Here is a 12,828-nt window from a genome sequence, read left to right on the forward strand (position 1 = left end):
CCTAGCTGCTCCCTCCGTCCGAGCGGCGGCGGGGAGGGCCCGCGCCCGAACGCCCAACCCCGCGCCCTTGGGGCGCGTTGCGAATTTCGGAGAATTTCCATGATGCTGAACGAAGAAACGGCGGTGGCCTCGGGGCGCCTGCCGATGGCCGAATTCCGCGATCACTTGCGGCTTGGCACGGGCTTTGCGGATCTGGGGGCGGAGGATGCGGCGCTGGAGGCCTATCTTCGCGCGGGTCTGGCCGCGATCGAGGGGCGCACGGCCAAGGTTCTGCTTTCACGCGACTTCACGCTGAGCCTGGAGGCTTGGCGCGACGACGCGAGCCAGCCGTTGCCGGTGGCGCCGGTTAGCGCGGTGAGTGAGGTGCGGATGGTGGACCGCGACGGCGCGATCACGGTGATCGACCCCGCGCGCTATCGGCTGGTGCGGGACATGGCGCGCCCGCGGCTGGAGGCCATGGGCGGGCTGTTGCCGGGCATTCCCGCGGGCGGCACGGTCGAGATTGCCTTCACGGCGGGGTTCGGCCCGAGCTGGGCGGATCTGCCGGTCGATCTGGCGCAGGCGGTATTCCTGCTGGCCGCGCAATATTACGAGCTGCGCCATGATCGTGCGGGCGAGGCCGATGCGATGCCCTTCGGGGTGATGGCGCTGATCGAGCGCTGGCGCACCGTGCGGGTGCTGGGAGGCCGGGCATGAGCGTGCCGGTATTGAACCGCAGGCTGGAGCTGGAAGAACCCACGCGGGTGCCCGATGGCGCGGGCGGCTTCACGCTGGTGTGGCAGAGCCTTGGCGCGCTGTGGGCCGAGGTGACGGCAGGCACCGGTGTCGAACGGGCAGGCGAGTTCGTGACGCTGGCGTCAGTGCCCTACCGGATCGTGGTGCGGTCGGCCCCCGTGGGCGATGACCGCCGTCCCCGCCCCGAACAGCGGTTCCGCGAGGGCACGCGACTGTTTCGCATCCTGGCGGTGGCCGAGGCGGACCGGGGCCAGCACTACCTGACCTGTTTTGCCCGCGAGGAGGTGGTGGCATGAGCTATGGTGTTGCGGCCGCATTGCAGGCGGCGGTGTATCAGCGGCTGGTGGCGGATGCGCCTTTGGGCGCGCTGGTCGGCACGGCGATCTATGACGCTGTGCCGCCGGGCACCGCCGAGGCGACCTATGTCAGCCTGGGCCCCGAGGATGCGCGCGATGCGTCCGACATGACGGGCGACGGGGCGGCGCATGATTTCGTCGTGTCGGTGGTGACCACCGAGGCCGGGTTTCAGGGCGCCAAGGCGGTGGCGGCGGCGATTTCGGACGCGCTGGTCGGGGCCGAACTGGCGCTGGCGCGGGGCAGGCTGGTGGCGCTGTGGTTCGTGCGGGCCAAGGCGCGGCGCGTCGAGAAGGCCGACACCCGGCGCATTGATCTGACATTCCGGGCGCGGGTCGAGGGCTGAGGCCCCCGCGCTTTCGGGCAGTAGCGGGCCGCCTGCGGGGCCGGCCCCTGGTTTATCATCTTCATCGGAGACTTCAGTCATGGCAGCGCAGAACGGCAAGGACCTTCTGATCAAGCTCGACCTTACCGGGGGCGGGCAGTTTGAAACCATCGCGGGGCTGCGGGCCACGCGGATCAGCTTCAACGCGGAAACGGTCGATGTGACCTCGCTCGAAAGCCAGGGCGGCTGGCGCGAGTTGCTGGGGGGGGCGGGCGTGCGCTCGGCCGCGATTTCGGGGTCGGGGGTGTTCAAGGACGCCGCGACGGACGAGCGCGCGCGGCAGATCTTTTTCGACGGGGAAGTGCCGGATTTCCAGGTGATCATCCCCGATTTCGGTATCGTGCAGGGGCCGTTCATGATCACCGCGGTCGAATATGCGGGCAGCCATAACGGCGAGGCGACCTATGAGCTGTCGATGGCCTCGGCCGGCGCGCTGAGCTTTACGGCGCTGTGAGGCCCGCGATGGCAAACCCCTGGGCGGGAGAGGTGGCGATCTGGCTGGATGGCGAGCGGCATGTGGCCCGTCTGACGCTTGGCGCGCTGGCAGAGATGGAGGCGGAACTGGCCGGGGGCAGCATGCTGGCGCTGGTGGAGCGGTTCGAGACCGGCGCGTTTTCGACGCGCGATGTCCTGGCGCTGGTGGTGGCGGGGCTGCGCGGTGGCGGATGGGGCGGCACGGCGGCGGATTTGCGGTCGGTCGAGATTGGCGGTGGGCCGGTCGAGGCGGCACGGATCGCGGCCGAGTTGCTGGCGCGTGCTTTCACCGTGCCGGGCAGCCCGTGAGTGCGGCGGCGGGCGGGCTGGACTGGCCCGGGTTGATGCGGGTGGGGATCCGCGGGCTCGGGCTGCGCCCGGCGGAGTTCTGGGCGCTGACGCCCGCGGAATTGGCGCTGATGCTGGGCGAGGCGGCGGGCCGCCCGCAGCTGACGCGGGCGCGGCTGGACGAGCTGGCGGCGCAATGGCCCGACCGGCCCGCCGCCGCACCGGCGCAAGGTGAAACACGAAAGGATGGGCGATGATCGAGGTGGACGGGCTGGACGGTTTGAGCCAGCAGGCGGCGGATCTGGAAAAGAGCCTGGGCGGAGCCGAGGCGATGGCCGGTGCGTTCAACGACGAGCTGGGGCGGATGCGTGAAAGCATGATCTTCACCGGGCGTGAGGTCGGCACGCTGAGCAACAGTATCGGCCGGGGCCTGCGCAAGGCGTTCGACGGGGTGGTATTTGACGGCATGAAGCTGTCCGACGCGCTGAAAAGCGTCGCGCAGAGTATGAGCGACAGCGTCTATTCGGTGGCGATGCGGCCCGTGCAAAATGCGGTCGGCGGAGCGATTGCCAGTTCGATGAACGGATTGCTGAGCGGCATGTTGCCTTTTGCCAGCGGTGGGGCATTCAGCCAGGGGCGGGTGATGCCTTTCGCCAAGGGCGGTGTTGTCAGCAGCCCGGTCAGTTTTCCGATGCGCGGGGCGACCGGCCTGATGGGCGAGGCGGGGCCCGAGGCGATCATGCCGCTGGCGCGGGGCGTCGATGGCCGGCTGGGCGTGCAGGCGGCCGGCGGGCGGCAGATCAATGTGGTGATGAATGTCTCGACCCCAGACACGGCGGGGTTTGCGCGCAGTTCCAGCCAGATCGCCGCACAGATCAACCGCGCCCTGGCGCGCGGTCAGCGCAATAGCTGAGGAGCGAAGAGAATGGCCTTTCATGACGTGCGGTTTCCGGCGAACCTGAGCTTTGGTTCGGTCGGTGGGCCGGAGCGGCGCACCGAGATCGTGACCCTGACCAACGGGTTCGAGGAACGCAACAGCCCCTGGGCACATTCGCGGCGCCATTACGATGCGGGCGTCGGTCTGCGCAGCCTGGATGATGTGGAGCGCCTGATCGCGTTTTTCGAGGCGCGCGCGGGGCAGTTGCACGGCTTCCGCTGGAAGGATTGGGCGGATTACAAATCCTGTCCCGCCTCGCAGGCGGTGGATTACGAAGATCAACTGATCGGCACCGGCGATGGCGTGACGCGCGCGTTTCAGCTGCGCAAGACCTACAGTTCGGGCGGCGTCGATTATGTGCGGCCGATCACCAAGCCGGTCGCGGGCACGGTCAAGGTCGGTCTGCAGGGCGATCATCAGTCCGAAGCCGTCCATTTCACGGTCGATACCGCGACCGGTGTCGTGAGTTTTCTGGAGGCCCCGGCGGAAGGCGCACGGATCACGGCGGGGTTCGAATTCGACGTTCCGGTGCGGTTTGACACCGACCGCATTCAGGTCTCGGTTCAGTCGTTTCAGGCGGGCGACCTGCCGCAGGTGCCGGTGCTGGAGGTGCGGATCTGATGGGCTATTCCGAGGAGTTGAAGGCGCATCTGGCGACGGGATGCACGACGATCGCGCGGGCCTGGGCGGTGGTGCGCAAGGATGGCCGGGTGCTGGGGTTTACCGACCATGACGCGGAACTGATGTTCGAAGGAATCCGGTTCGAGCCCGACAGCGGGATGACGGCCAAGGCGCTGGTGCAGGGCACGGGGCTGGCGGTGGACAATACCGAAAGCTTCGGCGCGCTAAGTTCCGAGGCGATCACCGAGGCCGATATCTTGGCCGGCCGGTTCGACGGGGCCGAGGTGCGGGCGTGGATCGTGAACTGGGCTGATACTGATCAGCATGCGCTGACGTTTCGCGGCTCGCTGGGTGAGATCACCCGGGGCGCGGGGGCGTTCACGGCAGAGCTGCGCGGATTGAGCGAAGCGCTGGGGGTCGAGGGGGGCTGGATCTATCACCCGCGCTGTTCTGCGGTGCTGGGGGATGCCAATTGCCGGTTCGATACCCGCGCGCCGGGCTATGCGGCGGAGATCGCGGCAGAGGAGATCGAGGCGGCGGTGGTGTTCCGGTTCGCCGGGCTGCCGGGGTTTGATGACCGCTGGTTTGAAAAGGGCCGGATCAAGGTGCTGAGCGGCGCTGCGGCCGGATTGGTCGGGGTCATCAAGAACGATCGGGCGCTGAAGGACGGCACGCGTGAGATCGAGTTGTGGCAGAGGCTGGGGGCGGATGTCGCGCCCGGCGATTTGCTGCGGCTGGAGGCGGGATGCGACCGGCGGGCCGAGACCTGTCGCCTGAAGTTCGACAATTTTCTGAACTTCCGTGGATTTCCGCACATGCCAGGCGAGGACTGGCTGGTGAGCTATCCGGTGCAAAGCGGCAGCAACGATGGTGGGAGCCTGTTCGGATGATACCGCAGGGGGCGCCCGAATCTGCCGGGCTGCGTGCGCTGTCTGTGGCTCGCGACTGGGTGGGAACACCCTATCAGCATCAGGCATCTGTGCGGGGCGCAGGTACGGATTGTCTGGGGCTGCTGCGCGGAATCTGGCGCAGGCTTTACGGGTGCGAGATGGAACCGATTCCGCCATATACCGCCGACTGGGCCGAGCCAGCGCACAGCGAGATGCTGTGGCTGGGATTGCGGCGGCATCTGGTGGAGGTGACGGGCGCCGAAAGTCCCGGCCAGCTTTTGTTGTTTCGCATGCGCGCGGGAGCGGTGGCCAAGCATCTGGGGATCCTGTCCCGGACCGGTCGGAACGCCGCATTCATTCATGCCTACACCGGACACGGTGTGGTCGAAAGCCCGCTTCCGGCGCCATGGCGGCGTCGGATCGTGGCGCGATTCCAATTTCCTGAAGGAGCCAGATGAATGGCGACGATTTTGCTTTCGGCGGCAGGTGCCGCGATTGGCGGCGGTTTTGGTGGCACCATTCTGGGCCTGTCGGGGGCGGTGATCGGGCGTGCGATCGGGGCGACGTTGGGTCGTGCGATCGACCAACGGTTGTTGGGTGTGGGCGCGCAATCGGTCGAGACGGGCAAGGTCGAGCGCTTTCGCCTGACGAGTGCAAGCGAGGGCGATGCCGTCGGTCGGGTTTGGGGACGGATGCGCGTCGGAGGACAGGTGATCTGGGCCACCCGGTTTTTCGAAACCAAGAGCGTGAAGAAAAGCGGGGGCAAAGGGAGCCCGAGGGTCAGGATCACAAATTACAGCTATTCGGTCAGCATGGCTCTGGCGCTCTGCGAGGGGGAGATCCTGCGCGTCGGCCGGGTCTGGGCGGATGGCACCGAGGTCGACAAATCCACGCTGAACATGCGCGTCTACACCGGCTCTGGCGATCAACTCCCCGATCCCAAGATCGAGGCAGTGGAAGGCCCGGGCATGGCGCCGGCCTATCGCGGAATCGCCTATGTGGTTTTGGAGGACTTGGCGCTGGAGCCCTACGGCAACCGGGTGCCGCAGTTCACCTTCGAGGTAATGCGTCCGGCCCAGGGCGAGTTGATTGGCGACGTGCCCGATCTAGTGCGCGGGATCGAAGCGGTGGCCTTGATCCCCGGCACCGGGGAATACGGGCTGGCGACCACGCCGGTGGAATACGCCAGTGTCGTGACGGGGCTGCAGGGGACGACATGGCTCAATTCGCTAGGGGTGCAGCAACTGTTTGCCCCGCAGGGAGAGACGGTCATTGTCAACCAGAATGCGCCGGGCGGGCAGACGGATTTCGCGCTGGCGCTGGAGACGCTGAACGAGGAATTGCCCAATTGCGGGGCCGCCTCGCTGGTGGTGTCCTGGTTCGGTGACGATCTGCGCTGTTCCAGTTGCCGGATCAGGCCGATGGTCAATGATCATACGGGTGATGGCAAGAACATGCGCTGGCAGGTGTCCGGGTTGTCGCGCGTTCAAGCCGACTTGGTGCCCAAGCTGGAGGGTGCCGACGTCTACGGAGGCACACCCGCGGATGCGGCGGTGATCGAGGCGATCGCGGCGCTACGGGCGGCGGGCAAGGCGGTGACGTTCTATCCGTTCATCCTGATGGAGCAGTTGGCGGGCAATCTGCGCACCGACCCCTGGACCGGAGAGGAGAGCCAGCCTGCGTTGCCCTGGCGCGGGCGCATCACCCTGTCGGTGGCACCGGGGCGAGTGGGGACGCCGGACCGCACGGCCGTGGCAGAGGAAGAGGTGGCCTGGTTCTTTGGCGAGGCGCAGCCCGGCGATTTCACGGTCGCGGGCGGCAAGGTAACCTATTCCGGCCCTGAGGAATGGTCTATGCGCCGCTTCATTCTGCACTATGCCCATCTGTGTGCCTTGGCCGGGGGGGTGGATGCGTTTTGCATTGGAACCGAGATGGTAGGGCTGACGCAGATCCGAGGGATGAGTGACAGCTTTCCCGCGGTCGCGGCATTCCGGCAGCTTGCGGCTGAAGTGAAGGCGATCCTGGGGCCCTCCTGCAAGATCGGCTATGCGGCGGACTGGAGCGAATATTTCGGTCACGTCACCGCCGAGGGGGATCGGTACTTTCATCTGGACCCGCTGTGGGCCGATGCCAATATCGACTTCATCGGTATCGACAATTACATGCCGTTGTCGGATTGGCGCGATGGTGAAGAGCATCTCGATGCCGGTTGGGGCGCGATTTACAATCTCGATTACCTGAAGGCCAATATCGCGGGTGGCGAGGGCTATGACTGGTATTACGCGCATGACGCGCATCGTCAGGCACAGATCCGCACGCCGATCGTCGATGGGGAACATGATGAACCGTGGATCTGGCGTTTCAAGGATCTGCGCGGCTGGTGGGGGAATTTGCACCATGATCGGATCGGTGGGGTGCGCAGCGCAACCCCTACGGCCTGGATACCCCAGTCCAAACCGATCTGGTTCACCGAAATGGGATGCGCCGCAATCGACAAGGGCACCAATCAGCCCAACAAGTTTCTGGACCCAAAAAGCTCGGAATCGAGCGCGCCCCATTTTTCGGACGGGCGGCGGGACGAGCTGATCCAGATGCAGTATCTGCGCGCGATGGTGGATTTCTGGGGTGATGGAGCGAATAACCCGATCTCGGACAGCTATGCGGGTCCGATGGTGGATATGAGCCGGGCGCATGTCTGGGCCTGGGATACGCGCCCCTTTCCACAGTTTCCGGCCAATGGTGTTTTGTGGTCGGATGCGGCGAACTATCCGCGCGGGCATTGGATTTCGGGCCGGGCTACATCGCAACCGCTGGCCAGTGTCGTTGCCGAGATCTGCGCATTGTGTGGGCTGCAAGAGATTGACGTCAGCGGGCTATATGGTGTTGTGCGCGGTTACGCGATGAGTGGTGGGCAGACCGGGCGCAGCGGATTACAGTCGTTGATGCTGGCCTATGGGTTCGAGGCGTTGGAGCGCGACGGGAAGGTGGTGTTCCGGATGCGCGACGGGCGTGTGGATGCGAAGCTGGCGCTGTCGGAGTTGGCGCTGGGGGAAAACGACACAGATCTGGAAACAACGCGCGCGCCTCAGGCAGAGACGGCCGGGCGTGTGCGGCTGGCCTATGTTGAAGCCGATGGCGATTTCGAAACCCGCGCGGTGGAAGCGGTTTTCCCCGATGAAGAGGCCGGCGTAGCGGCTGCATCCGAACTGCCGCTGGCGCTGTCGCGCGCACAGGCGCAGGGGATTGTCGAGCGTTGGCTGTCAGAGGCGCGAGTGGCGCGCGATGGTGCGAAATTCGCCTTGCCGCCGTCGTTGGGGCATCTGGGGGCGGGCGATGTGGTGGCGCTGAGCACAGTGGAGGGAGTGCGTCGCTATCGGATTGACCGGGTTGAGCGGGCAGGCGTTCTGGACGTCGAAGCGGTGCGTGTCGAACCCGGGGTTTACGAGTCTTCCGATGAGGCAGAAGAACTCGCCACTCTCAAACCCTTTGCGGCTCCGATCCCGGTGATGCCGGTGTTTCTGGATCTTCCCCTGATCAACGGGCTGGAAGATCCCTATGCGCCGCATCTGGCGGTGACTGCCTCTCCTTGGCCGGGAACTGTGGCGCTGTATTCCGCAATCGAAGATGCAGGGTATGTGCTGAACCACAGTTTTGACGGACGGGCGGTGATTGGCACAACGCAGACTGCGCTGGCAGCGGCGCAATCCGGGGTTTGGGATCGTGGCCCGGCGCTGCGTGTGCAGATCGTTGGGGGCGAGCTGGAAACGGCTTCGGTTGCTGCTGTGCTGAACGGGGCGAACCTGATGGCGATCGGTGACGGCAGTTCCGACAATTGGGAGGTTTTCCAATTCGTCGAGACGACGCTGGTGGAGCCCGGCGTTTGGGATTTGAACCTTCGACTGCGGGGGCAGGCCGGGTCCGATGCGCTGATGCCGTCTGCATGGCCTGCAGGCAGCACTGTCGTGTTGCTGGACGGTGCACCCGAGCAAATCGCGCTGCCACCTGCAGTGCGCGGTCTGGCGCGGCACTACCGGGTTGGATCGGCACAACGGAGTTACGACGATCCATCCTATCTGCATACAGTGCAGGCGTTCTCGGGGATCGGGTTGCGCCCGCTCAGCCCGTGTCACCTGCGAGCGGCAGAGAGCGGCGGCGGTTGGACGGTATCCTGGGTCCGACGCACACGGATCGACGGGGATAACTGGGACAGTTTCGAGGTGCCTTTGGGCGAGGCGGAGGAGCGCTACATGGTGCGGGTGCTCGACAATGGCGCTATCCGACGAGAAGAGATTGTGAGCGTGCCAAACTGGAGTTACAGCGCTGCAAGCAAGGCGGCGGATGGCATCGTGGGGGATTTCACGCTACAGGTTGCGCAATTGTCGGATACTTTCGGACCCGGCCTGTTTGCAGCGGTTGATGTCGAAGCCTAAGCAATGCCACGCATTGATCTCTGTGGCGGGAAACCTGATGGCGCTTGCATCGCCAAAAACAGTTTAGCGCTGCCGACGCTGGCGCATCTGATTGGTGTGCCTGTGTTTGAGCTTTTCGCCGCGCCGCCCTTCCCCTATGTCTGGGGCATCCTATCTGATAGGATCGCAGTCACGTCTAAGGAGTAGTGCAATGGCCGAAACCCGTGCGAAAGTCGCCACCGTCGATCCGGTCTGGACCCGGATTTGCGACGAGGCTGAGGCCGCCGTGCGTGACGAGCCGCTTTTGGGGGCGCTGATCCATGCGGGGCTTTTGCATCACCCGACGATGGAGCGCGCACTGGCCTATCGGTTTTCGCTGAAGCTTGCCTCGGGCGAGATGAGCGAACAAATCCTGCGCGAAATCGCCGACGAGGCCTATGGGAGTGACCCTAGGCTGGGGCAGGCGGCACGCGCCGATCTGGTGGCCGTGGTTGACCGCGATCCGGCGTGCCATCGGTTCTTGCAGCCGATCCTGTTCTTCAAGGGTTATCAGGCGTTGCAAAGCTATCGCATTGCGCATTGGCTCTGGGGGCAGGGGCGGCGGGATATGGCCTATTTCGTCCAGATGCGCACATCAGAGATGTTCGGGGTCGACATTCATCCGGCGGCGCGGATCGGCAAGGGCGTGATGATCGACCATGCTCATTCGATCGTGATCGGGGAAACAGCGGTCGTCGGCGACAATGTCTCGATGCTGCATTCCGTGACACTGGGGGGCACTGGCAAGGAAGAGGAAGATCGCCATCCGAAGATTGGTGACGGTGTGTTGATCGGGGCGGGGGCAAAAGTGTTGGGCAATATCCATGTCGGTGCCAACAGCCGGATCGCCGCCGGGTCGGTCGTCTTGTCGGATGTGCCCTGCTGCAAGACAGTGGCGGGGGTTCCTGCCAAAATCGTCGGTGAAGCTGGCTGCGATCAGCCGTCGGTCAAGATGGACCACAGGCTGAAGGGGTGCGATTGCGAGGATTGAACCGTTTTGCATGAAAAAAGGGCCGGAGCATAAGCTCCGGCCCTTTTTTCATGTTTGGGTATCAGGCCAGCATCGCGATCGGATTTTCGAGGTTCTCGACAATCGCCGCCAGCAACTCAGCGCCGAGCGCCCCGTCGATCACCCGGTGGTCGACCGACAGCGTCATCGACATCATCGTCGCTACCTCAATCTCGCCGGCCGCATTGACCACCGGCTTCTTCACCCCGGCGCCGACCGCCAGAATGGCGCCATGCGGCGGGTTGATGACCGCATCGAAGTTCTCGATCCCCATCATGCCAAGGTTGGAAATCGCGAAGGAGCCGCCCTGGTATTCATGCGGCGCAAGTTTGCGGTCGCGGGCGCGCTTGGCCAAATCCTTCATCTCGTTGGACAGTTTCGAGAGCGATTTTGCCTCGGCATCGAACAGGACTGGCGTGAACAGCCCGCCTTCGATGGCCACCGCAACCGCCACGTCCGAGGCTTTCATCTTCAGCACCCGGTCGCCCGCCCAGACGGCATTGGCATCGGGCACCGCCTGCAGCGCCAGCGCGCATGCCTTGATGATGAAGTCGTTCACGCTGAGCTTGACGCCGCGCGCCTCCAGCTTGCTGTTCAACTCGGCCCGGAAGGCCATCAGCGCATCCAGACGCACTTCGCGCCGCAGATAGAAGTGTGGGATCGTCTGCTTGGCTTCGGTCAGGCGCGCCGCAATCGTCTTGCGCATCCCGTCCAGCGGCATCTCGGTATAGGCGCGGCCTTCATAGAGCTTGGCCACGCTCGAGGCAGAGACCGGCGCCGGGGCGGCGGGTGCCGATGCGACTGGGGCAGCCGGGGCGGGCGCCGCGGCTTTCGGCGCGGCGGTGCTGCCTTCGACATCGGCCTTCACGATCCGGCCATGCGGGCCCGAGCCTTTGATAGATGCCAGATCCAGCCCCTTGTCCGCCGCGATCCGACGCGCCAGCGGCGAGGCGAAGACCCGCGCGCCATCGGCCTTGGGGGCCGCCGGAGCCGGGCTTGCCGCCGCGGCAGGGGCAGCTGCGGGTGCCGCGGCCTTGGGCGCAGGTGCCGCATCGGCGCTTTCGCCCTCTTCCAGCAGCACCGCAATCGGCGTGTTCACCTTCACACCCGCCGTGCCTTCGGCCACCAGGATCTTGCCGACGATCCCGTCGTCGACGGCTTCGAACTCCATCGTCGCCTTGTCGGTCTCGATCTCGGCCAGGATGTCGCCGGAACTGACGCTATCCCCCTCTTTCACCAGCCATTTCGCCAGTGTGCCCTCTTCCATCGTGGGCGACAGCGCGGGCATAAGAATTTCAACAGCCATTTGCGTGGGCCCCTTAGCGATATGTGACTTTTTTGACCGCCGCGACCACCTCGTCCGAGGTCACCAGCGCCAGCTTTTCCAGATTGGCCGCATAGGGCATCGGCACATCCTTGCCCGTGCAGTTGATCACCGGCGCGTCGAGGTAATCGAAGGCGCGCTCCATGATCGTGGCCGACAGGTGGTTGCCGATGCTGCCCACCGGGAAGCCCTCTTCCACGGTCACGCAGCGGTTGGTCTTCATCACCGAGGCCAGCACCGTGTCATAGTCGATCGGGCGCAGCGTACGCAGGTCGATCACCTCGGCCGAAATCCCCTCGGCGGCCAGCTTGTCGGCGGCTTCGAGCGCGTGGCTCATGCCGATGCCGAAGCTGACGATGGTAACATCCGTGCCCTCGCGCCAGATCCGCGCCTTGCCGAAGGGGATGGTGAAATCGTCCAGCACCGGCACCTCGAAGGACCGCCCGTAGAGGATCTCGTTTTCCAGGAAGATCACCGGGTTCGGGTCGCGGATCGCCTGTTTCAGCAGGCCTTTCGCATCGGCCGCCGAATAGGGCATCACCACCTTCAGACCGGGGATCTGGGCATACCAGGCGGCATAATCCTGGCTGTGTTGCGCGCCGACGCGGGCGGCCGCGCCATTCGCGCCGCGAAACACGATCGGACAGCCCATCTGGCCACCCGACATATAAAGCGTCTTGGCCGCCGAGTTGATGATCTGGTCAATCGCCTGCATCGCGAAGTTGAAGGTCATGAATTCGACGATCGGGCGCAACCCACCAAAGGCCGAACCCACCGCAATGCCGGTAAACCCGTGTTCGGTGATTGGCGTGTCGATCACCCGCTTGGCGCCGAATTCATCCAGCAGACCCTGGCTGATCTTGTAGGCGCCCTGATATTCGCCGACCTCTTCACCCATCAGGTAAACCTCGGGCGTGGTACGCATTTCTTCGGCCATCGCCTCGCGCAGGGCTTCGCGCACGGTCATCGTCTTCATCGGCGTGCCTTCGGGCCAGTCGGCCGATGCCTTGGAAACGACCGGGGCAGGGGCTTCGGCTGCGACGGGCGCTGCCGCCGCCGGGGCAGCCGCCGCGGGGGCTGCGGCAGGGGCGGGCACCGCATCGGCGCTTTCACCCTCTTCGACCAGCACTGCAATCGGCGTGTTCACCTTCACGCCCGCCGTGCCCTCGGCCACCAGGATCTTGCCGACGATCCCCTCATCGACCGCCTCGAATTCCATCGTCGCCTTGTCGGTCTCGATTTCCGCCAGGATCTGGCCGGACGTGACCGTATCCCCTTCTTTCACCAGCCATTTCGCCAGCGTGCCCTCTTCCATCGTCGGCGACAGGGCGGGCATCAGAACTTCGGTTGCCATTCTTAACTC

General features: G+C 65.1%; 14 protein-coding genes. 12 read left to right on the forward strand and 2 right to left on the reverse strand.

Going from position 1 to position 12,828, the window contains the following annotated elements; all coding sequences use genetic code 11:
• The first annotated feature begins 99 nt into the window (after positions 1-99).
• The 12 genes from P2G62_RS12750 (at position 100) to cysE (ending at position 10,123) form a co-directional block, all read left to right on the forward strand.
• Positions 100-696 (forward strand): hypothetical protein, encoded by a 597-nt coding sequence (locus P2G62_RS12750; protein WP_275735282.1) that lies wholly within the window; start codon positions 100-102, stop codon positions 694-696.
• On the forward strand, positions 693-1,031 hold the full coding sequence (locus P2G62_RS12755) for a head-tail adaptor protein (RefSeq protein ID WP_275735283.1): 339 nt from the start codon (positions 693-695) through the stop codon (positions 1,029-1,031). The genes P2G62_RS12750 and P2G62_RS12755 overlap by 4 nt, the downstream gene beginning before the upstream one ends.
• On the forward strand, positions 1,028-1,435 hold the full coding sequence (locus tag P2G62_RS12760; RefSeq protein ID WP_275735284.1) for a DUF3168 domain-containing protein: 408 nt from the start codon (positions 1,028-1,030) through the stop codon (positions 1,433-1,435). The genes P2G62_RS12755 and P2G62_RS12760 overlap by 4 nt, the downstream gene beginning before the upstream one ends.
• A 79-nt stretch (positions 1,436-1,514) precedes the next feature.
• On the forward strand, positions 1,515-1,928 hold the full coding sequence (locus P2G62_RS12765; RefSeq protein ID WP_275735285.1) for a phage major tail protein, TP901-1 family: 414 nt from the start codon (positions 1,515-1,517) through the stop codon (positions 1,926-1,928).
• 8 nt (positions 1,929-1,936) lie between these two features.
• On the forward strand, positions 1,937-2,257 hold the full coding sequence (locus tag P2G62_RS12770) for a gene transfer agent family protein (protein WP_275735286.1): 321 nt from the start codon (positions 1,937-1,939) through the stop codon (positions 2,255-2,257).
• Entirely contained in the window at positions 2,254-2,493 is a 240-nt protein-coding gene (locus P2G62_RS12775; protein WP_275735287.1) for a phage tail assembly chaperone, read from the forward strand. The genes P2G62_RS12770 and P2G62_RS12775 overlap by 4 nt, the downstream gene beginning before the upstream one ends.
• Positions 2,490-3,149 (forward strand): phage tail tape measure protein, encoded by a 660-nt coding sequence (locus P2G62_RS12780; protein WP_275735288.1) that lies wholly within the window; start codon positions 2,490-2,492, stop codon positions 3,147-3,149. Before P2G62_RS12775 ends, P2G62_RS12780 begins: the two co-directional genes overlap by 4 nt.
• 12 nt (positions 3,150-3,161) lie before the next feature.
• Entirely contained in the window at positions 3,162-3,794 is a 633-nt protein-coding gene (locus P2G62_RS12785) for a DUF2460 domain-containing protein (RefSeq protein ID WP_275735289.1), read from the forward strand.
• Positions 3,794-4,684 carry a DUF2163 domain-containing protein gene (locus tag P2G62_RS12790; RefSeq protein ID WP_275735290.1) on the forward strand — a complete coding sequence of 297 codons (891 nt, stop codon included), beginning with the start codon at positions 3,794-3,796 and terminating at the stop codon, positions 4,682-4,684. The genes P2G62_RS12785 and P2G62_RS12790 overlap by 1 nt, the downstream gene beginning before the upstream one ends.
• The gene (locus P2G62_RS12795; RefSeq protein ID WP_275735291.1) at positions 4,681-5,142 is read left to right on the forward strand and encodes a peptidase; all 462 of its coding nucleotides are present in this window, start codon (positions 4,681-4,683) and stop codon (positions 5,140-5,142) included. Before P2G62_RS12790 ends, P2G62_RS12795 begins: the two co-directional genes overlap by 4 nt.
• Positions 5,143-9,114, forward strand: a complete 3,972-nt coding sequence (locus tag P2G62_RS12800) for a glycoside hydrolase/phage tail family protein (protein ID WP_275735292.1) — start codon at positions 5,143-5,145, stop codon at positions 9,112-9,114.
• A 190-nt stretch (positions 9,115-9,304) separates the two neighbouring features.
• Positions 9,305-10,123 carry a serine O-acetyltransferase gene (cysE, locus tag P2G62_RS12805; RefSeq protein WP_275735293.1) on the forward strand — a complete coding sequence of 273 codons (819 nt, stop codon included), beginning with the start codon at positions 9,305-9,307 and terminating at the stop codon, positions 10,121-10,123.
• A 61-nt stretch (positions 10,124-10,184) separates the two neighbouring features.
• Here the strand turns inward: cysE and P2G62_RS12810 are convergent, their stop codons facing one another.
• Entirely contained in the window at positions 10,185-11,447 is a 1,263-nt protein-coding gene (locus tag P2G62_RS12810) for a 2-oxo acid dehydrogenase subunit E2 (RefSeq protein ID WP_275735294.1), read from the reverse strand.
• A 13-nt stretch (positions 11,448-11,460) separates the two neighbouring features.
• Positions 11,461-12,819 (reverse strand): pyruvate dehydrogenase complex E1 component subunit beta, encoded by a 1,359-nt coding sequence (locus P2G62_RS12815; RefSeq protein ID WP_275735295.1) that lies wholly within the window; start codon positions 12,817-12,819, stop codon positions 11,461-11,463.
• Between the last annotated feature and the right edge of the window lie 9 nt (positions 12,820-12,828).

This window comes from Paenirhodobacter sp. CAU 1674 (assembly GCF_029222945.1).
Taxonomy (GTDB): Bacteria; Pseudomonadota; Alphaproteobacteria; order Rhodobacterales; family Rhodobacteraceae; genus Rhodobacter.

What these genes read in the sequence shown, in the direction of transcription:
- P2G62_RS12795 (WP_275735291.1), top strand. Translation starts at nt 4,681, where the DNA reads ATGATACCGCAGGGGGCGCCCGAATCTGCCGGGCTGCGTGCGCTGTCT.
- P2G62_RS12755 (WP_275735283.1), top strand. Translation starts at nt 693, where the DNA reads ATGAGCGTGCCGGTATTGAACCGCAGGCTGGAGCTGGAAGAACCCACG.
- P2G62_RS12780 (WP_275735288.1), top strand. Translation starts at nt 2,490, where the DNA reads ATGATCGAGGTGGACGGGCTGGACGGTTTGAGCCAGCAGGCGGCGGAT.
- P2G62_RS12815 (WP_275735295.1), bottom strand. Translation starts at nt 12,819, where the DNA reads ATGGCAACCGAAGTTCTGATGCCCGCCCTGTCGCCGACGATGGAAGAG.
- P2G62_RS12770 (WP_275735286.1), top strand. Translation starts at nt 1,937, where the DNA reads ATGGCAAACCCCTGGGCGGGAGAGGTGGCGATCTGGCTGGATGGCGAG.
- P2G62_RS12790 (WP_275735290.1), top strand. Translation starts at nt 3,794, where the DNA reads ATGGGCTATTCCGAGGAGTTGAAGGCGCATCTGGCGACGGGATGCACG.
- P2G62_RS12760 (WP_275735284.1), top strand. Translation starts at nt 1,028, where the DNA reads ATGAGCTATGGTGTTGCGGCCGCATTGCAGGCGGCGGTGTATCAGCGG.
- P2G62_RS12810 (WP_275735294.1), bottom strand. Translation starts at nt 11,447, where the DNA reads ATGGCTGTTGAAATTCTTATGCCCGCGCTGTCGCCCACGATGGAAGAG.
- P2G62_RS12800 (WP_275735292.1), top strand. Translation starts at nt 5,143, where the DNA reads ATGGCGACGATTTTGCTTTCGGCGGCAGGTGCCGCGATTGGCGGCGGT.
- P2G62_RS12765 (WP_275735285.1), top strand. Translation starts at nt 1,515, where the DNA reads ATGGCAGCGCAGAACGGCAAGGACCTTCTGATCAAGCTCGACCTTACC.
- P2G62_RS12785 (WP_275735289.1), top strand. Translation starts at nt 3,162, where the DNA reads ATGGCCTTTCATGACGTGCGGTTTCCGGCGAACCTGAGCTTTGGTTCG.
- P2G62_RS12750 (WP_275735282.1), top strand. Translation starts at nt 100, where the DNA reads ATGATGCTGAACGAAGAAACGGCGGTGGCCTCGGGGCGCCTGCCGATG.
- cysE (WP_275735293.1), top strand. Translation starts at nt 9,305, where the DNA reads ATGGCCGAAACCCGTGCGAAAGTCGCCACCGTCGATCCGGTCTGGACC.